Annotated in this window: 16 protein-coding genes; 11 read left to right on the top strand and 5 right to left on the bottom strand. The window is 72.7% G+C overall.

The annotated features are described in order from the left end of the window. Nucleotide 1 precedes the first annotated feature (1 nt). The 6 genes from REH65_RS01315 (at nt 2) to REH65_RS01290 (ending at nt 7,984) form a co-directional block, all read left to right on the top strand. Complete coding sequence (locus REH65_RS01315) at nt 2–760, top strand: CoA-transferase subunit beta (protein WP_406690896.1); 759 nt, start codon at nt 2–4, stop codon at nt 758–760. 58 nt (nt 761–818) lie between these two features. Then, a complete protein-coding gene (locus tag REH65_RS01310; protein ID WP_406690895.1) occupies nt 819–1,643 on the top strand; it encodes a hypothetical protein in 825 nt (274 codons plus the stop codon). A gap of 60 nt (nt 1,644–1,703) precedes the next feature. After that, nucleotides 1,704–3,980 (top strand): molybdopterin-dependent oxidoreductase, encoded by a 2,277-nt coding sequence (locus tag REH65_RS01305; RefSeq protein WP_406690894.1) that lies wholly within the window; start codon nt 1,704–1,706, stop codon nt 3,978–3,980. 250 nt (nt 3,981–4,230) lie between these two features. Continuing rightward, entirely contained in the window at nt 4,231–6,030 is a 1,800-nt protein-coding gene (locus tag REH65_RS01300; RefSeq protein ID WP_406690893.1) for an FAD-dependent oxidoreductase, read from the top strand. After that, nucleotides 6,027–7,094, top strand: a complete 1,068-nt coding sequence (locus REH65_RS01295; protein ID WP_406690892.1) for a maleylacetate reductase — start codon at nt 6,027–6,029, stop codon at nt 7,092–7,094. Before REH65_RS01300 ends, REH65_RS01295 begins: the two co-directional genes overlap by 4 nt. Continuing rightward, entirely contained in the window at nt 7,091–7,984 is an 894-nt protein-coding gene (locus REH65_RS01290; RefSeq protein WP_406690891.1) for a dioxygenase, read from the top strand. Before REH65_RS01295 ends, REH65_RS01290 begins: the two co-directional genes overlap by 4 nt. Here REH65_RS01290 and REH65_RS01285 read toward each other — a convergent pair. Further along, nucleotides 7,981–8,445 (bottom strand): CAP domain-containing protein, encoded by a 465-nt coding sequence (locus REH65_RS01285; RefSeq protein WP_406690890.1) that lies wholly within the window; start codon nt 8,443–8,445, stop codon nt 7,981–7,983. The genes REH65_RS01290 and REH65_RS01285 overlap by 4 nt on opposite strands. A gap of 201 nt (nt 8,446–8,646) precedes the next feature. Further along, entirely contained in the window at nt 8,647–9,960 is a 1,314-nt protein-coding gene (locus REH65_RS01280) for an MFS transporter (RefSeq protein ID WP_406690889.1), read from the bottom strand. A 267-nt stretch (nt 9,961–10,227) separates the two neighbouring features. Here REH65_RS01280 and REH65_RS01275 point away from each other — a divergent pair, with 267 nt between their 5' ends. From REH65_RS01275 to REH65_RS01260, 4 genes are all read left to right on the top strand, one after another. Beyond that, nucleotides 10,228–11,400: a PLP-dependent aminotransferase family protein gene (locus REH65_RS01275; RefSeq protein WP_406690888.1), complete on the top strand. Its 1,173-nt coding sequence runs from the start codon at nt 10,228–10,230 to the stop codon at nt 11,398–11,400. 176 nt (nt 11,401–11,576) lie between these two features. Continuing rightward, nucleotides 11,577–13,934, top strand: coding sequence for a xanthine dehydrogenase family protein molybdopterin-binding subunit (locus REH65_RS01270; RefSeq protein WP_406690887.1), 2,358 nt, complete (start codon nt 11,577–11,579; stop codon nt 13,932–13,934). Next, on the top strand, nt 13,931–14,782 hold the full coding sequence (locus REH65_RS01265) for an FAD binding domain-containing protein (RefSeq protein ID WP_406690886.1): 852 nt from the start codon (nt 13,931–13,933) through the stop codon (nt 14,780–14,782). The genes REH65_RS01270 and REH65_RS01265 overlap by 4 nt, the downstream gene beginning before the upstream one ends. Then, the gene (locus REH65_RS01260) at nt 14,775–15,251 is read left to right on the top strand and encodes a (2Fe-2S)-binding protein (RefSeq protein WP_406690885.1); all 477 of its coding nucleotides are present in this window, start codon (nt 14,775–14,777) and stop codon (nt 15,249–15,251) included. Before REH65_RS01265 ends, REH65_RS01260 begins: the two co-directional genes overlap by 8 nt. On the opposite strand, the gene REH65_RS01255 is transcribed toward REH65_RS01260, so the two are convergent. After that, nucleotides 15,252–15,734, bottom strand: a complete 483-nt coding sequence (locus REH65_RS01255) for an SRPBCC domain-containing protein (protein ID WP_406690884.1) — start codon at nt 15,732–15,734, stop codon at nt 15,252–15,254. 201 nt (nt 15,735–15,935) lie between these two features. Between REH65_RS01255 and REH65_RS01250 the strand changes: the two genes are divergently transcribed. After that, on the top strand, nt 15,936–16,694 hold the full coding sequence (locus tag REH65_RS01250; protein ID WP_406690883.1) for a dienelactone hydrolase family protein: 759 nt from the start codon (nt 15,936–15,938) through the stop codon (nt 16,692–16,694). A gap of 78 nt (nt 16,695–16,772) precedes the next feature. Here the strand turns inward: REH65_RS01250 and REH65_RS01245 are convergent, their stop codons facing one another. Together REH65_RS01245 and map are read right to left on the bottom strand one after the other, a co-directional pair. After that, entirely contained in the window at nt 16,773–17,003 is a 231-nt protein-coding gene (locus REH65_RS01245; protein ID WP_281454220.1) for a zinc finger protein, read from the bottom strand. A 235-nt stretch (nt 17,004–17,238) separates the two neighbouring features. After that, nucleotides 17,239–18,003 carry a type I methionyl aminopeptidase gene (map, locus tag REH65_RS01240; RefSeq protein WP_406690882.1) on the bottom strand — a complete coding sequence of 255 codons (765 nt, stop codon included), beginning with the start codon at nt 18,001–18,003 and terminating at the stop codon, nt 17,239–17,241. Nucleotides 18,004–18,005: the final 2 nt, after the last annotated feature.

Here is an 18,005-nt window from a genome sequence, read left to right as displayed (position 1 = left end):
GATGAGCATCACGTCGTCGGAACTGCTGGCCGCGGTCGCCTCGCGCGAACTGGCCGGGGCGAACACGGTCTTCGCCGGGATCGGCCTGCCCACGCTGGCGGTGTCGCTGGCGCAGCTGACGGTGGCCCCGGAGGTGGAGATCGTCTACGAGTCCGGGGTGTGCGGCGCGCACCCGGCCCAGCTGCCGGAGACCATCGCCGACGCGGTGCTGATCACCGACTCGGAGGCGGTGCTGCCGATGACCGCGCTGTTCGGCTACGTGCTGCAGGGCGGGCGCATCGACGTCGGGTTCCTCGGCGCGGCGCAGATCGACCGGTTCGGCAACCTCAACTCCTCGGTGATCGGCGACTGGCACGCCCCGAAGGTGCGGTTGCCGGGTTCGGGCGGCGCGATGGAGGTGATGGCCAACTCGGGTGAGGTGTTCGTGGTGATGCGCCGCCACGATCCGCGCTCGTTCACCGCCGAGCTGGACTTCTGCACCTCGCCCGGACCGGACCGGGCGCTGGCCGACGGGATCCGGCCGCGCGGCAAGGGGGTCACGCGCGTCATCACCGACCTGGGCATCCTCGCCCGCGACGGCGTCGGCGAGGAGCTGCGACTGGTGGCCACGCACCCGGGCGTCACCGTCGACGAGGTCCGCGCGGCCACCGGCTGGGACCTGCGGGTGGACTCGGAGCTGACCGAGATCGCACCGCCCACCGAGGACGAGCTCCGCATGCTGCGCGAGGACGTCGACCCCGCCCGCGTCTACCTCCGCTGAGGCGGTTCGGCATGTTTGGATGACCGGGTCCCCACGTCAACGGTGTTGGAGGGATACGGTGCTGGAGGAGTTCCTGCGGGACTGGCACCCGCGGCCGGTGGTCGAGCACGACGCGATGGCGCCGGAGCAGGCCCGCGCGCTGGCCCACGTGCTGGAGGTCCCGGCCCCGGTCGACGAGCTGCCGCCGCTGTGGCACTGGGTGCACTTCCTGACCTGGCCGCCGCACTCCGAGCTCGGCCCGGACGGCCACCCGCTGGACGGGGACTTCCTGCCGCCGGTGCCCGACCGGCGCCGGATGTTCGCCGGTGGCCGGGTCGCGATCACCGAGCCGATCCGGCTGGGCACCCCGGCCGAGCGCACCACCGAGCTCGGCGGCGTCGCGGTCAAGCAGGGCCGTTCGGGCGAGATGGCGTTCGTGACCGAGCGCCGCGAGTTCCACCAGGACGGGCGGCTGCGGCTCACCGAGGAGGTCGACTACGTCTACCGTAGCGGCGAGAGCGAGGCGAAGAGTCCGAACCGGTTGCGCCCCACCGACTTCCCGGACTCCACCGCGGCCTGGCAGCAGCGGTTCACCGGGGAGCCGACGCGGCTGTTCCGGTTCAGCGCGCTGACCGCCAACACTCACCGCATCCACTACGACGAGCCCTACTGCCGCGAGGTGGAGGCCTACCCGGGGCTCGTGGTGCACGGCCCGCTGCTGGTGCTGCTCATGTCCGAGCTGGCCCGCGAGCACCGCGAGGTCACCGGCGTGTCGTTCCGGCTGCGGCGCCCGGTGTTCTCCGGCGACCCGGTCCTGGTGTGCGGCGAGTCCGACGGGACGTTCTCGGTGCGCTCCGACCAGGTCCACGCCGAGGCGTCGATGACGTTCTCCGAGCCCGGGTAACATCGGGCGCGGCCACGATTGCGCAGGTCGGAGCACGTCCGGCCACGGGAGGGCGGGACGATGTCGACCGAGCAGTGGGTGCCCACGACCGCGCACTGGGGCGCTTACCAGGCGACGTCCGACGGTGACGGCGGTGTCCGGGTGCGGCCGCACCCGGACGACCCGGCGCCCTCTCCCCTGCTGGGCAACGTGCCCGGGATCGCCCGGCACGACACGCGGGTGCTGCGCCCGGCCGTGCGGCGCGGCTGGCTGCTCGGCGGGCCAGGACCGTCGGCGCAGCGCGGGCGGGACGAGTTCGTCGAGGTCGACTGGGACACGGCGCTGGACCTGGTGGCCGCGCAGCTGGACCGGGTGCGCACCGAGTCGGGCAACGAGGCGATCTACGGCGGTTCCTACGGCTGGAGCAGCGCGGGCCGGTTCCACCACGCGCAGAGCCAGCTGCACCGGTTCCTCAACACCATCGGCGGCTACACGGCTTCGCGGAACAACTACAGCTTCGGGACCTCGCAGGTGCTGCTGCCGCACGTGGTGGGCAGCGCGGCGGCGGTGCTGGGCTACGCCGACAGCTGGGCGACGGTGCGCGAGCACGCGGACCTGATCGTGGCCTTCGGCGGTCTGCCAACCAAGAACCTGTCGGTCTCGCCGGGCGGGGTCAGCCGCCACACCAGCGCGGCGGCGGCCGCTGATCCCGGGGTGGCGGTGGCCTCGATCAGCCCGCTGGCCGACGACGTGCCCGCGGGGGGCCGCTGGTATTCGATCGAGCCGGGCACCGACGTGGCGATGCAGCTGGCCCTGGCGCACGTGCTGCTGACCGAGGACCTGCACGACACCGAGTTCCTGTCGCGCTGCTGCACGGGTTTCGACGTCTTCGCGGCCTACCTGCTGGGTTCCTCCGACGGCGTGCCGAAGACACCCGAGTGGGCGGCGGAGATCTGCGGGATCGCCGCCGCCGACATCCGCGAGCTGGCGCGGCGGATGCCGACCGGCCGGACGCTGGTGACCGTCACCTGGTCGCTGCAGCGCACGCGCGGCGGCGAGCAGCCGGTGTGGGCGGGGATCGCGCTGGCGGCGATGCTCGGTCAGATCGGGCTTCCCGGCGGTGGTTTCGGGCACGGCTACGGGTCGATGGCCGAAGTCGGCGCCGACGGGCCGGTGCTGCACCTGCCGACGCTGCCGCAGGGCCCGAACCCGGTGAGCTCGTTCATCCCGGTCGCGCGCATCGCCGACATGCTGCTCGACCCGGGCGCGGAGTTCGACTACAACGGGCAGCGGCTGACCTACCCCGACATCCGGCTGGTGCACTGGGCGGGCGGCAACCCGTTCCACCACCACCAGGACCTCACCCGGCTGCGGCGGGCGTTCGCGCGGCCGGAGACGGTGGTGGTGCACGAGACGCACTGGACGGCCACCGCCCGGCACGCCGACGTGGTGCTGCCGGCGACCACGACGCTGGAGCGCGAGGACCTCGGCGCCGGGCGCCGCGACACGCATCTCACGGCGATGCACCGGGTGCTGGATCCGGTCGGCGAGGCCCGCGACGACTACGCGATCCTGGCCGGGCTCGCCGAGCGGCTCGGGGTGCGGCAGCGCTTCACCGAGGGCCGCGGCGCGCGGGGCTGGCTGGAGCACCTCTACGAGAAGTGGCGGGCGCCGCTGGTGCAGCAGGGCCACGACCTGCCGGACTTCGACATCTTCTGGCGGCTCGGCGAGGTGAAGCTGCCCGCGATGCCGGAGGACCCGCCGCTGGTGCGGTTCCGCCGGGACCCCGAGCGGGAACGGCTGCACACCCCCAGCGGCCGGATCGAGCTGTTCTCGGAGACGGTGGATTCCTTCGGCTACGAGGACTGCCCGGGGCATCCGGTGTGGCTGCCGCAGGAGCGTCGGGCGCCGCTGCACCTGATCGCGAACCAGCCGCCGACCCGGCTGCACGGGCAGGGCGACGTGGGCGCGGTCAGCCGCGACTCCAAGGTGGCCGGTCGGGAGCCGATCACGCTGCACCCCGACGACGCGGCCGCGCGCGGCATCACCGACGGGACGGTGGTGCGGGTGTTCAACGACCGCGGCGCGTGCCTGGCCGGGGCCCGCCTCAGCGACCGCGTCCGCCCCGGCGTGGCGGTGCTGCCCACCGGAGCCTGGTTCGACCCGCAGCCCGACCCCCGGCACCCGGGCCGGGACCTCTGCGCACACGGCAACCCGAACGTCCTCACCGAGGACGTCGGCTCGTCGCGCCTCTCCCAGGGCTGCGCGGGACAGCGCACCCACGTCGACGTCGAACCCGTCACCGAACCCCTGCCCGAGGTCGCGGTGCGCACCCCACCACCGCTCCGCCGGAGCTGAACTCGGCAGAGGGCAGTTTTTCCTCGAATTAACCGGACAAAAGGGACTTTGATCATGGGTGATTCGAGGAAAAACCGTCCCCTGCCCTCTCCCCCGCCACCGCGGCCCCGCCGCCGAGCCGCGTTGCACACCGACGGCGGGAATTGCCCATTCGCGACGGGGTGTTGACCGTTCGCGCCGTCGGGGGCTCGGACGTTCTGGGGCGTGGCATCGTGCCGAACGGACGGCGCACTGCGGGAGGACCGACGCGATGGAGTTCAACGACGGCTCGGCCGACACCGAGGTTCCCACCACGAGCGCGGTGGAGACCGAGGTGCTGATCATCGGCTCCGGGCCAGCCGGGGCGTCGGCGGCGCTGTTCCTGTCCAGCCTCGGGGTGTCCAACATCGTGGTCACCAAGTACCGCTGGACCGCCAACACCCCTCGGGCGCACATCACCAACCAGCGCACGATGGAGATCTTCCGCGACCTCGGCATCGAGGAGCAGGTGCTCGCCGAGGCCACACCGCACGACCAGATGGGCGACACCGTCTTCTGCACGTCCATCGCCGGTGACGAGATCGGCCGCATCCGCACCTGGGGCACCCACCCCGCCCGGCACGCCGACTACGAGCTGGCCTCGCCGTCGCTGAACTGCGACATCCCGCAGACCTACCTCGAACCGATCCTGGTCAAGAACGCCACCGAGCGCGGCTCGCACACCAGCTTCTCCACCGAGTACCTCTCGCACACCCAGGACGCCGACGGCGTGACCGCACGGGTGCGCGACCGGCTCACCGGCCACGAGTACGACATCCGCGCCCGGTACCTGATCGGCGCCGACGGTGCGCGATCGAAGGTCGCCGCCGACATCGGGCTGCCCTACCAGGGCCGGATGGACATCGCCGGGTCGATGAACATCACCTTCAAGGCCGACATCAGCGATCTCGTCGCGCACCGGCCGTCGGTGCTGTACTGGGTGATCCAGCCCGGCTCGAACATCGGCGGCATCGGCACCGGCCTGGTGCGCATGGTCCGGCCGTGGGACGAGTGGCTGATCGTGTGGGGCTACGACATCAGCGGACCACCGCCGGAGCTCGACGACGACGCGGCGCGGCAGATCGTGCGCAACCTGCTCGGCGTGGCCGACCTGGACGTGGAGATCACCGGCTACTCGCTGTGGGGCAACAACGAGCAGTGGGCCACCCACCTGCAGTCCGGCCGGGTGTTCTGCGCCGGCGACGCCGTCCACAAGCACCCGCCGTCGAACGGGCTCGGCTCCAACACCTCCGTGCAGGACTCCTACAACCTCGCCTGGAAGATCGCGGCGGTGCTGCGCGGCTGGGCCTCGGCGGACCTGCTGGAGACCTACTCCGCCGAGCGGGCCCCGGTGGCCGAGCAGATCGTCCGCCGGGCCAACCGGAGCGCCCGCGAGTTCGGCCAGATCTTCGACGCCCTGGGCATCGAGGACGGCGACACCGAGGAGCAGATGCGCGCCAAGATCGCCGAGCGCGCCGCCGACTCCCCCGAGGGCGCCCGGCGGCGCGAGGCGCTGCGGCACGCGATGGAGCTCAAGAACTACGAGTTCAACGCGCACGGCGTCGAGATGGGCCAGTTCTACACCTCCACCGCCATCGCCTCCGACGGCTCGCCGCGCCCGGAGTCCGACCGCGACCCGGAGCTGTACTACCGGCCCAGCACCGTGCCGGGAGCACGCCTCCCGCACGTGTGGGTCGGCGACGCCGCGAAGACGCTCTCGACCCACGATATCGCCGGATACGACCGGTTCACCCTGTTCACCGGCATCTCCGGGCAGGCGTGGGCCGAGGCCGCCCGGCAGGTCGCCGAGGAGCTGGGCGTGCCGCTGGAAGCGGTGGTGATCGGTCCCGGCCGCGAGGTGACCGACCTGTACTTCGACTGGGCGGCCGGCCGCGAGGTCCACGAGGATGGGGCGGTGCTGGTGCGTCCCGACAAGCACGTCTGCTGGCGCTCCCACCGCATGGCCGACGATCCGGTGGCCGCCCTGACCGACGTGCTGACCGGAATCCTCAAGCCCGGAGGTGAGGCGTGAGCCTGGAATTCGACCACACGACGCTGGGCCAGCGGGTCCGGTTCGGCGCCGGCGGCGCCGCGGCCAACGTCGCCGACGAGGTGCGCGAGCGCGGGGCGAAGGCGGTGATGGTGATCGCCGGGACCGGCGAGGCCGAGCTCGCCCGCCGCATCACGACCGGCATCGACGTGGCCCTGCACTACGACGACGTCGCGCCGCACGTGCCCGTCGACAAGGCCGAGAAGGCCCGGGCAGCCGCGGCCCAGCACGGCGTCGACCTGCTGGTGTGCGTCGGCGGCGGGTCCACCACCGGCCTGGCCAAGGCGATCGCGCTGACCAGCGGCCTGCCCATCGTGGCCGTGCCCACCACCTACGCCGGCTCGGAGGCCACCAACGTGTGGGGCCTGACCGAGGCCGCCCGCAAGACCACCGGTGTCGACGACCGGGTGCTGCCGCGCACCGTCGTCTACGACGCCGAGCTCACCCGCGCGCTGCCGGTCGAGCTGTCGGTGGCCTCCGGGCTCAACGGGCTCGCGCACTGCGTGGACTCGCTGTGGGCGCCGCGCGCCGACCCGATCAACGCGGCGCTGGCCACCGAGGGGATGCGGACCCTGGCCGCCGGGCTGCCGAAGATCGTGGCCGACCCGCAGGACGTGGAGGGCCGCGACCTGGCGCTGCACGGCGCCTACCTGTCGGCGGTGGCGTTCGCCTCGGCCGGGTCCGGCATGCACCACAAGATCTGCCACGTCCTGGGCGGCACCTACGACCTGCCGCACGCCCAGACCCACGCGATCGTGCTGCCGCACGTGCTGGCGTTCAACGCAGCGGCCGCCCCGCAGGCCGCCGAGCGCATCACCCAGGCCCTGGGCGGCACCGACGCGGTGGCCTCGCTGGTCGCGCTGCGCGACCGGCTCGGTGCGCCGAAGGCGTTGCGCGACATCGGTTTGCGGGAATCGAACCTGGACGAGGCCACCGAGCTGTCGGTGGCGGCGGTCCCGGCGTCCAACCCCCGCCCCGCCACCACCGGCGGGGTGCGGGCGCTGCTCGCGGCCGCCTGGGCGGGATCCGCACCGGAGGGCTCATGACCGACGGGACCAGCGACGCCGAGCGGCAGCGCCGAGCCGAGGAGGAGCTGCTCGCCAAGGTGCTGGCCAGCTTCGACGGCACCGAGGACGAGCGCCTGCGGGAGGTGCTGCGCTCGCTGGTGACGCACCTGCACTCGTTCATCCGCGACGTGCGGCTGACCCAGCGCGAGTGGGAGGCCGCGATCGCGTTCCTCACCGCCGCCGGGCACATCACCGACGACCGACGGCAGGAGTTCATCCTGCTCTCCGACGTGCTGGGCGCCTCGATGCAGACCATCGCGGTCAACAACGAGGCGCGCGGGAACGCCACCGAGGCAACGGTTTTCGGACCGTTCTTCGTCGAGGGCTCGCCCCGGGCGGAGCTGGGCGGTGACATCTCCGGCGGCGCGGCGGGCGAGCCGTGCTGGGTGGAGGGCACCGTCACCGACATCGACGGGAGCCCGGTGCCGGGCGCGCGGATCGAGGTGTGGGAGGCCGACGAGGACGGCTTCTACGACGTGCAGTACTCCGACGACCGGACCGCGGCCCGCGCGCACCTGTTCGCCGACGAACGCGGCTGGTACGGCTTCTGGGCGCTGACGCCCACGCCGTACCCGATCCCGCACGACGGGCCGGTCGGCGCGATGCTGGAGGCCACCGGCCGTTCCCCGCTGCGGGCCTCCCACCTGCACTTCATGGTCAGCTCACCGGGTCTGCGCACGCTGGTCACGCACATCTTCGTGGCGGGCGACGACCTGCTGGAGCGCGACGCGGTCTTCGGCGTCAAGGAGTCGCTGATCAAGCGCTTCGAGCGGCAACCGCCCACCGCACCGGTCCCCGGCGACCGCGATCTCGGCGGCCGGACCTGGACCAGGACGACGTTCGACATCGTCCTGCCGCCGGAGGACTAGCGCCCGAAGTCCTGCGTCCAGTAGTGGCCCGAGGTCTCGATTCCCACTCCGATGGTGCGCAGGGAGCAGTCCATGATGTTCTTGCGGTGGCCGCGGGACCTCAGCCAGTCGTCGACGACCTGGTCGGCGCTGGTGTGGCCGCGGGCGATGTTCTCCGCGCCGGGAGCGGGATAACCCGCGTCGCGCAGGCGCTGGCCGAAGGTGACGCCTTCGGGCGTGGTGTGGCTGAAGTAGCCGCGCTGGGCCATGTCGGTGCTGTGCTCGGTCGCGGCGCGGGTCAGGCGGCCGTCGACGGTGAGCGGTCCGCACCCGGCGGTGGCGCGGGCCTGGTTGACGAGCTCCACGACCTGTTCCTCCGCGGGAGCGGCCGGTGCACCCGACATGGACACCGCGGCGAAGCTCATCCCGCCTCCGATCAGCAGGGCGCCGGCAACTACGCTGAGTGCGGTCTTCGGTGTCATGAACCGGAAAACTACGGCAGTTCCGCGCACCGCACTCTGATCAAAAGCGGTGCCACGGCAAGACTTCACACCATCTCGCTACTCCCGGTGATCGACTTGCGAAACGGCCGGGACGCCTCGACCCGGCGTGTTCCACCGCCGCGCGGCGAGACCGCGAAGGCGCTCTCGGGTTCCGCCGGGCGAAGCACGTCCTGGCGGTTCTCAGGGCTCCAGGACCTCGCGGCGCAGCAGCGGTAGGCCCAGCATCACGAGCACGCCCGGGAGCAGGGAGAAGCCCAGCAGGATGGCGGTGATGGCGCTGTCCGGCTGCACCACGCCCGCGTCCACACTGGACACGTAGCCGCCCAGGCCGAGCACGAGCCCGAAGAGGCCGGGCCCGAGCGCCATGCCGAGGGTTTCCGAGCCGGTCCACACCCCGGCGGCTATGCCGGCGCGGGTTTCGCCGGTGCGCTCCTCCTCGGCGGTGATCAGGTCCGGCATGATCGCCAGCGGGAACACCTGGATCCCCGCGTAACCGACGCCCGCCAGGGCGACGAACACGAACGACACTCCGATCGGCAGCACCAGCGCCGCGGCGAGCCCGGCGGCGGCCACGCCGAAGGCGATGCACGCGGCGCGGAACCCCCACAGCTTGCCCCAGCGCTGCCCGACCCGGGGCCACAGCGGCATCGTCATCAGCGCGGGCAGGACGAACCCGACGAACAGCCACGTCTGCACCCCGGGATCGCCGAAGACGTAGCGGGAGGCGTAGTTGACGCCGGCCAGCAGCGTCGCCAGCCCGAGCGCCTGGAGCGTGTAGACCAGCACCAGCGTCCGGAACGAGCGCCACCGGCGCATCGTCACCAGCAGCTCCCGCCAGCTCTGCGCGCCCGGGCGCAGCCGCCCGACCGGGGCGCCGCGCAACCCCAGCACCATGAGCACCGCGCCCAGCAGGATCACCAGCCCGACGGACGCGCCCATCACCCGGTACCCGGCCGCTCCCCCGATGCCGTGGACGAGCGCGGGAGCACCGCCTCCGGAGAGCAGCACCGCGATCGCCAGGAACCCCATCCGCCAGCTGGTGATGCGGGTGCGCTCGCCGTAGGAGTCGGTGAGCTCGGCGGGCAGCGCGTTGAACGGCACCTGGAACACCCCGAACGCGGTGGCGCACAGCAGGTACAGCACCAGCACGTACCCGGCGTCCAGCGCAGTGCTCCCGAACCCGGGGTGGGCGAAGATCGCGGCGAACAGCACGGCCACGCCGATGCCGCCGCAGAGCAGGAACGGGCGCCTGCTGCCGTGACGCACGAGGCTCGCGTCCGAGAGCCTGCCGGCGATCGGGTTGAACACCACGTCCCACATCTTCGGCAGCAGCACGAGCACGCCCGCGATCGCGCCGGGCACCGCGAGGGTGTCGGTGAGGTACGGCAGCAGGAGCAGACCGGGCACCGTGGTGAACGCGCCGGTCACCAGCGAACCGAGCGAGTACCCGATCCGGGCGCGATGTCCGATCCGGGTCTGGACGGGAAGTGCCACTGCAGGTTCCTCCGGGATCGCTCGCGTGATCGCATCGTCGCACCGCCGGGGCGGTTTCCGAACCGGAAGCACTCCTTTCGTTACGCACTGCGTCCGTTCGGGTCGCCCGACAGGTGAGCCGCGCCAAATTCGGGTGACCGCGCGGGTTCGGTGATCTAGGGTGTCGGCAGGCTCCTCGAACAGCGAGGCCAGTGCGCGAGGCGCGCCAGCGGCACCACCGCGGCCGACGCCCCGCATCCCCTCCTCCCCCCGCTTCCTGGAGCATCCATGTCTGCACTCGCCCGCGCTCGCCGGATGGACGGCCTCACCAGTTCCCCGGTGCGCGACCTGCTCGCGCTGACCCGCCGTCCGGGCGTGATCTCGTTCGCCGGTGGGCTGCCCGCGCCGGAGCTGTTCGACACCGACGGGCTGCGCGCCGCCTACGCGCGGGCGCTGGCCGAACCCGACGCCGCCCGCACGCTGCAGTACTCGCCGACCGAGGGCGACCCGGCGCTGCGGGAGATCGCCGCCCAGCGCCTCACCGCCCGAGGTCTGGCCACAGTGGACGACGACCTGCTGATCACCACCGGTTCCCAGCAGGGGCTGAGCCTGATCGCCTCGGCGCTGCTGGATCCGGGTGCGGTGGTGCTGGTCGAGGAGCCCGTCTACCTCTCGGCGGTGCAGTGCTTCCAGCTCGCGCAGGCACGGATCGTTCCCGTGCCCGGCGACGAGCGCGGCATCGATCCCGACGCGCTCGACGAGATCGCCGCGCGCGAGGACCCGGCGCTGCTGTACCTCGTGCCGACGTTCTCCAACCCGACCGGGCGGACCACCAGCGCCGAGCGCCGGGACCGGATCGCCGAGATCGCGAGGCGGCGGGAGTTCTGGCTCGTCGAGGACGACCCGTACCACGAGCTGCGCTACGACGGGGAGCCGCTGACGCCGCTGTCGGCGCGCGCCCCGGAGCGCTCGCTGTACCTGGGCAGCTTCTCCAAGGTCGTCTCGCCGGGGATGCGGGTGGGCTGGCTGCGGGCTCCGGCCGACCTGCTGCGGCAGCTGGTGATCCTCAAGCAGGCCGCCGACCTGCACACCTCCACCATCGATCAGGCCGCTGCGGCCGAGTACCTGGCCACCGCCGATCTCGACGCTCGACTGCGGGTGCTGCGCGAGACCTACCGGGGGCGCCGGGACGCGCTGCTGCGCGGCCTGGCCGAGATCACCCCGCCGGGCACGACGTGGACCGAACCCGAGGGCGGCATGTTCGCGTGGGTGCGGCTGCCCGGCGAGGTCGACACCGCCGACCTGCTGCAGGAGGCGCTGCGCCACGACGTCGCGTTCGTCCCCGGTGCGGCGTTCCAGGTCGGCGACCCGGACCGCGCCACGATGCGACTGTCGTTCACGACCTTCTCCCCCGACACGATCACCGAGGGCCTGCGGAGGCTCGCCAAGGCCCTCGGCTGAGGCAAGGGGCAGTTTCAGCCCTCATCGTCCGGGCAGAACGGACATCGATCATGGGTGATTCTCACTAAAACCGTCCGCCTCCCCCACCACACGGCGGATTGCGCACCCCCGAAGGGCTGCAGGAGGCTACCCCGGGAGCTGTGGCGGCCGTCACGGCGCGCTGGGGAGGCTGGGCGATGCAGACGAGCGAACACGGGAGTCCGACGCTGCTGGGCGCGTCGACACGCCGGATCGAGGACGACCGCCTGCTGACCGGGCGCGGCCGGTTCATCGCCGACGTCGTGCTGCCGGGCGTGGTCGAGGCCGCGTTCGTGCGCAGCGACGTCCCGCACGCGCGCGTGCGCGGGATCGACACGGGCGCGGCGGCCGAATCCCCCGGTGTGCACGCGGTGTTCGGCGGTGCCGAGGTGGATCTGGCCGCGGTGCCGGACCGGATGCCGTGGGTGCGGCCGGTCGGGCACGTCCCGCTCGCCCGCGACCGGGTCCGCTACGTCGGCTGCCCGCTGGCCGTGGTCGTCGCCGACGACCGCTACCTGGCCGAGGACGCCGCCGAGCTCGTCGACGCCGATCTGGAGCCGCTCCCGGTGGTCGGCACCGCCGATCAGGCCCTCGCCGACGACGCGCCGCTGCTGTACCCGGAGTGGGGCGACAACCTGCTGCTGTCGGTGGAACCGGACACCGCGCAGGTGGACGCCGCGTTCGCCGAGCTGCGGACGGTCAGCGGCACCTACGAGATCCGCCGGCATTCGGCGGTGCCGCTCGAAGGGCGCGGCGTGGTCGCCGAGTACCGCGACGACCGGTTGACGGTGTGGACTTCCACGCAGGCGGCGTTCGTGGTGCGCGGCATGCTCTCGGCGGTGCTGGGCCTGCCGGAGCGCGACATCCGGGTCATCACCCCCGACGTCGGCGGCGGTTTCGGGCAGAAGAACGAGATCTACCCCGAGGAGTACCTGATCCCGTGGCTGGCGATGCGGTTGCGGCGTCCGGTGCGCTGGATCGAGGACCGCCACGAGCACCTGGTGGCCGCCACGCACGCGCGCGACACGACCATCCGCCTGTCGGCGGCGGTGCGCGAGGACGGCACGATCGCCGCGCTGCGCGGGCGGGTGCGGACCGATCTCGGCTCCGGGGAGATCTTCCCAGCCGGGTACGGGCCGAGCCTGGTGTCGGTGGGGTCGCTGTGCGGTCCGTACCGGATCCCGCGGCAGGCCATCGCCGTGCAGGGCGTGGTCACCAACAAGACGCCGACCGGCGGCTACCGGGGTTTCGGCGCCCCGGAGGGCACGTTCGCGATCGAGCGGCTGGTGGACCGGATCGCCCGCGAGGTGGGCGTGGACCGGCTGGAGCTGCGGCGCCGGATGATCCTCGACCCGCAGGACCTGCCCTACGAGACCGCGGCCGGTGCGCGGCTGCGGTCCGGCACGCACCGGGAGGCCTTCGAGCGCGCAGTGGTGCTGGGCGAGCGGATGCTGGCCGAGGAACGGACGAACGCCGGTGCCGCTGCGCTGCTGGGCGTCGGGTACGCGACGTACGTGGAAGGCGTGGCGTCGACGACGTTCTCCATCACCGGGACCTGGAGCAGCCAGGACTCCGCCGACGTCCGCTTCGACGCCGACGGCGGCGTCACCGTCGCGGTGGGGGTGTCGGCGATGGGCCAGGGCGCGCACACCACGGTCGCCACGCTGGTCGCCGAGGCGCTGACGATCCCGATCGAGCAGGTGCGGGTCGTCATGGGCGACACCGACACCGCGCCGTTCGGGCTCGGCAGCTGGGCCAGCCGGGGCGCGCTGGTCGCCGGCGGCGCCATCGAGCGCGCGGCGGAGGTGTTGCGGCGCAAGGGAACCGACATCGCCGCCCACCTGCTCGAAGCCGCACCCGAGGATCTGGAGCTCACCGGCGGCCGGTTCCAGGTGCGCGGCAGCCCCGGCAGCGCGGTGCCCTGGTCGCGGGTGGCGCAGTCGGCGCTGAACCGGACCTTCGAGCTGCCGCCGGGCGTCGATCCCGGCCTGGAGGCGCGGGCCGTCTACGAGCCGCCGGGGCTGGATCACGTGCCGCGCCCGGACGGCAAGATGAACGCCGCTGCCGGCTACACCAACGCCACGCACGCGGCCGTGGTGCGGGTCGATGCGGAGACAGGCGTGGTGGAAGTGCTGCGCTACGCCGTCGTGCACGACTGCGGGCGGGTGATCAACCCGTTGACGCTGGCGGGCCAGATCCACGGCGGTGTCGCGCAGGGCATCGGCGGCGCTCTCCACGAGCACCTGCCCTACGAGGACGGGCAACCGCTGGCCACCACCTTCGCCGAGTACCTGCTGCCCGGGACCGGTGAGGTGCCGGAGATGGTCGTGGAGGAGCTGGGCGGGCCCGCGCCGGAGACGCCGTTCGGCGTCAAGGGCGCCGGTGAGGCCGGGATCATCGGCGCCCCGGCGGCGATCGCCGGGGCGGTCGAGCACGCGCTGGGCGTCAGCGGCGTCGACGTGACGCCGCTGACGCCGTCGGTGGTGCGGGGACTCGTCGAGGGGGCCCGCTCGTGAAGCCGCCGCCGTTCGACTACGCCCGGCCCGGCACCCTCGCCGAGGCGGTGGCGCTGCTGGCCGCCGACGAGGACGCCCGACCGCTCGCGGGCGGGCAGAGCCTGGTGCCGATGATGAACTTCCGGCTGGCCCGGCCGAGCACGCTCGTCGACATCGCCCGGCTGCCGGGTTTGGGCGCGGTGGCGCGCGAGGACGGAGTGCTGGTGATCGGCGCGGCCGCCCGGCAGCGGGCGGTCGAGCTCTCGCCGCTGGTCGCCGAGTGCTGCCCGCTGCTGGTCGCGGCGCTGCGCCACGTCGGGCACCACCAGATCCGCACCCGGGGCACCATCGGCGGGTCGCTGGCGCACGCCGACCCGGCGGCCGAACTCAGCGCCGCGGCAGCGGTTCTCGACGCCGAGGTGATCGCCACCGGACCGTCCGGGCAGCGCCGGATCCCGGCCGCCGAGCTCGCCGTGGCCCCGTACCAGACGGCGCTGGAACAGGGCGAGATCATCACCGAGACCCGCTGGCCGATCTCACCGGGGTCCCGCTGCGGTTTCGCCGAGATCTCCCGGCGTGCGGGGGATTTCGCCGTTGCCGGGGTCGCCGCCGTCGTCTCGCTCGACTCCGGCGTCGTCACGCGCGCCCGCCTGGCCGGGCTCGGCATCGGCGGCACGGCCCGCCGACTGCCCGAGGCCGAACGGGTCCTGCTGGACCGGCCGCTGAGCACCGAATCCGTCGAAGCCGCCGCAGCGACCGCCGCCGAGTCGGTGGACCCGCCCGAGGACGTCCACGCCGATGCCGACACCCGCCGCGCCGCCCTGCGCGCGGCCACCCGGCGAGCCCTGGAGCAGAGCGCCCATGCCTGACAACCCCTCCCCCACCAGCGACATCACGGTCACCGTCAACGGCCGCACGCACCGCCGGACCGTCCCGGCGCGGCGTCTGCTCGTCGACCTCCTGCGCGAGGACCTCGCCCTGACCGGCACCCACGTCGGTTGCGAGCACGGCGTCTGCGGCGCGTGCACGATCCTCATCGACGGCCAGCCCGCCCGCTCCTGCATCACCCTCGCCGTCCAAGCCGACGGCGCCGAGATCACCACCGTCGAGGGCCTCACCCCCGACGACGGCCTCACCCCGATGCAACGGGCCTTCGCGGACCACCACGCCCTGCAATGCGGCTTCTGCACACCGGGCCTGCTGCTCACCCTCGCCGCAGCAGACCCCGACGACCACCCCACCGACGCCGACATCCGAAACCTGCTGGGCGGCAACCTCTGCCGCTGCACCGGGTACCAGCACATCATCAACGCGGTCAACCAAGCCTGGAACCGCTGATCAACCCAGCAGCGCGTCGATCCGGCCCACCGCGCGGCGGGCTCCTTCGGCCACGCCCATCGAGACCTGCTGGTCGAGCTGGTCGACGGAGGCGAAGGTCCGCAGCAGCACCATGCGAGCACCCCCGCCGCGCTCCTCCAGGGTCATCTTGGCGTGGGTGACGCCGAAACCCGTTGCGCAGACGCCGTTCTCGTCGGCCACGCCGTCCTCGAACTCCAGCCGGTGCGGCGCGTCGATCGCGCAGATCTGCCACCAGCCGCGCGAGCACGACCCGTCGGGAGCCCGCACGCGGTAGCGGGCCTCGCCGCCGGGCCGGAAGTCGTAGCGGTCGAAGGTCACCGACCGCGCGGGCGGCCCCCACCAGCGTTCGAGGTTGCGCGGCTCGGCCCACACCTGCCACACCCGCGGCACCGGTGCGTCGAACTGCGCGGTGACGGTCAGCGTGAGCTCTTCGGCGTCGGTGGCGACTGCGAGCACGGCCATGCGGGCGCTCCCTGGGAGGTGAGGGGTTCTCCCACCTGGCTATCGGCCTCCGCCGGGCCGCGCAACCCGCGAACGGGTGGCCTTGACCTGCACGAGCGGCAGATCCGGCATTCCGCACACGCGCCGGTCCCCGTTCGTCGGGGCGGGTGAACAGGTGTTTAGATCGAACCAGTCGCAACCACATGAGGAGGGACAGCGCCCATGACTGCCGTACGCGGGACCACGGTGGACATCACCACGCCGGACGGTGTGGCCGATGCGTACCTGACGCACCCGGAAGGCGACGGGAAGCATCCCGCCGTGCTGTTCTACATGGACGCCTTCGGCCTGCGCCCGCACCTCAACGGCATGGCCGACCGGCTGGCCGCCGAGGGCTTCACCGTGCTGGTGCCCAACCTGTTCTACCGGGCGGGCCGGACGCCGGTGTTCGAGCTGCCGGAGTTCATCGACCCGGGCGCTCGTCCGGAGATCTTCCAGACCATCGGCCCGATCATGCAGCAGCTCACGCCGGAGTCGGCGATGCGCGACGCGGGCGCCTACCTGCGGTGGCTCGCCGACAGCCCGCTGACCACCGGTGAGCCGGTCGGCGTCACCGGGTACTGCATGGGCGCGGTGGTGGGTTTGCGCACCGCCGGGGCCTACCCGGAGCGGGTCGCGGCGCTGGGCGGTTTCCACGGCGGCAACCTGGCCACCGAGGAACCCGACAGCCCGCACCTGGTCGCCGACCGGGTCACCGCCGAGCTGTACTTCGGCCACGCCGACCAGGACCACGCGCTGCCGCCGGAGCAGATCGAGCGGCTCGACAAGGCGCTCACCGACGCGGGCGTGCGCTTCCGCACCGAGGTCTACGAGGGCGCGCCGCACGGCTACACCCAGGCCGACACCGCCGCCTACGACGAGGAAGGCGCGGAACGCCACTGGGCCGCGCTGCTGGAGCTGTTCCACCGCACCCTGCGCTGACCGCACCCCCGCAGGTCGAACGCCGCCCAGGTAGAAGACCGACGCCGGTCCCGCTGCTCGGAAGCGGGGCCGGCGTCGTCATTCCTCGGTCTCGCCCGCCTCGGGGACTCCGGCGAGCTCGTGGGCTCCGGTGTTGCACGACGGGCAGGTCGGCCACAGCCAGCCGATCTCGGAGTTGTCGACGGTGACCTTCTTCAGGCAGAGCGTGCGGACTTCGACGCCGTCGTAGCCGTGCCGCGGCTTGCGGTCGGTGGTGGCGTGGCGCTGGCCCTCGGCGGGCACCCAGCTGAAGGGATGCGGGCGGTACATCAGGGCGCGGCTCCGCGCGGGAACCCGCCCCCGGTCGACATGATCACGCCCGCCACGATCATGAACGCTACCCGAACATCGACCGATCACACGCAACCCGTTCGGAGTATCCGACCTGCCCGCAAGCACGAGAGACCAGCCGAGACCACCACGCGCGGTGACATGCCGCGAGATCCGATCCGGACGGAATTCACGAACAGATCAAAGCGCCCAAGTCGATCATCACGGCGAGTGGTCACGCCTGGGTCAGGATCCGGGCCCCGTCGGACGTGATGGCCACGGTGTGCTCGGAGTGCGCGGTGTTGGAACCGTCCGCCGAGCGCAGCGTCCAGCCGTCCGGGTCGGTGACGATGCGCGCGGTGGTCCGCGCGAACCACGGCTCGATCGCGATCGTCAGCCCCGGCTGCAGCTTGAGGCCGCGGCCGGGCTTGCCCTTGTTGGAGATGTGCGGCGCCTCGTGCATGGTGCGGCCGAGGCCGTGCCCGCCGAACTCGGTGTTGACCGGGTAGCCGTAGTCCTTGGCCACGGCCTCGATCGCCGCGGAGATGTCGCCGATCCGGTTGCCGGGCTCGGCGACGCCGATCGCGGCCTCCAGGGCCTCCTCGGTGGAGCGCACGAGCCTGCGGTCCTCGGCCCGCTCGGTGCCGACGATGAAGGTGCGCGCGGCGTCGGCGACCCAGCCGTCGATGCCGACCGCGAAGTCGGCGGTGAGCACGTCGCCGTCGCGCAGCACGTAGTCGTGCGGCTTGCCGTGCAGCACGGCGTCGTTGACCGACAGGCAGATGACGTTGCGGAACGGCCCCTCGCCGAAGGACGGCGCGTAGTCCCAGTAGCAGGAGTCGGCACCGCGGTCCCGGATGCGCTCCCGCACGTGGTGTTCGAGGTCCATCAAGTTGACGCCGACGTCGGCCCGCTCGCCGACCGCGGCGAGCGTCTCGGCGACGAACGCGCCGGTGACGGCCATCTTGTCGATCTCGGCCGGCGTCTTGAGCTCGATCACGT

Origin of the sequence: Saccharopolyspora sp. ID03-671 (genome assembly GCF_045278815.1) — a bacterium.
Taxonomy (GTDB): domain Bacteria; phylum Actinomycetota; class Actinomycetes; order Mycobacteriales; family Pseudonocardiaceae; genus Saccharopolyspora; species Saccharopolyspora ipomoeae.
The sequence above is the reverse complement of the archived record's forward strand: the minus strand, read 5'-3'. Positions and strand labels throughout refer to the sequence as shown.

Coding starts and splice junctions, on each gene's coding strand:
- REH65_RS01290 (WP_406690891.1), top strand. CDS start 7,091: ATGACCGACGGGACCAGCGACGCCGAGCGGCAGCGCCGAGCCGAGGAG.
- REH65_RS01275 (WP_406690888.1), top strand. CDS start 10,228: ATGTCTGCACTCGCCCGCGCTCGCCGGATGGACGGCCTCACCAGTTCC.
- REH65_RS01255 (WP_406690884.1), bottom strand. CDS start 15,734: ATGGCCGTGCTCGCAGTCGCCACCGACGCCGAAGAGCTCACGCTGACC.
- REH65_RS01300 (WP_406690893.1), top strand. CDS start 4,231: ATGGAGTTCAACGACGGCTCGGCCGACACCGAGGTTCCCACCACGAGC.
- REH65_RS01315 (WP_406690896.1), top strand. CDS start 2: ATGAGCATCACGTCGTCGGAACTGCTGGCCGCGGTCGCCTCGCGCGAA.
- REH65_RS01285 (WP_406690890.1), bottom strand. CDS start 8,445: ATGACACCGAAGACCGCACTCAGCGTAGTTGCCGGCGCCCTGCTGATC.
- REH65_RS01260 (WP_406690885.1), top strand. CDS start 14,775: ATGCCTGACAACCCCTCCCCCACCAGCGACATCACGGTCACCGTCAAC.
- REH65_RS01305 (WP_406690894.1), top strand. CDS start 1,704: ATGTCGACCGAGCAGTGGGTGCCCACGACCGCGCACTGGGGCGCTTAC.
- REH65_RS01250 (WP_406690883.1), top strand. CDS start 15,936: ATGACTGCCGTACGCGGGACCACGGTGGACATCACCACGCCGGACGGT.
- REH65_RS01245 (WP_281454220.1), bottom strand. CDS start 17,003: ATGTACCGCCCGCATCCCTTCAGCTGGGTGCCCGCCGAGGGCCAGCGC.
- REH65_RS01270 (WP_406690887.1), top strand. CDS start 11,577: ATGCAGACGAGCGAACACGGGAGTCCGACGCTGCTGGGCGCGTCGACA.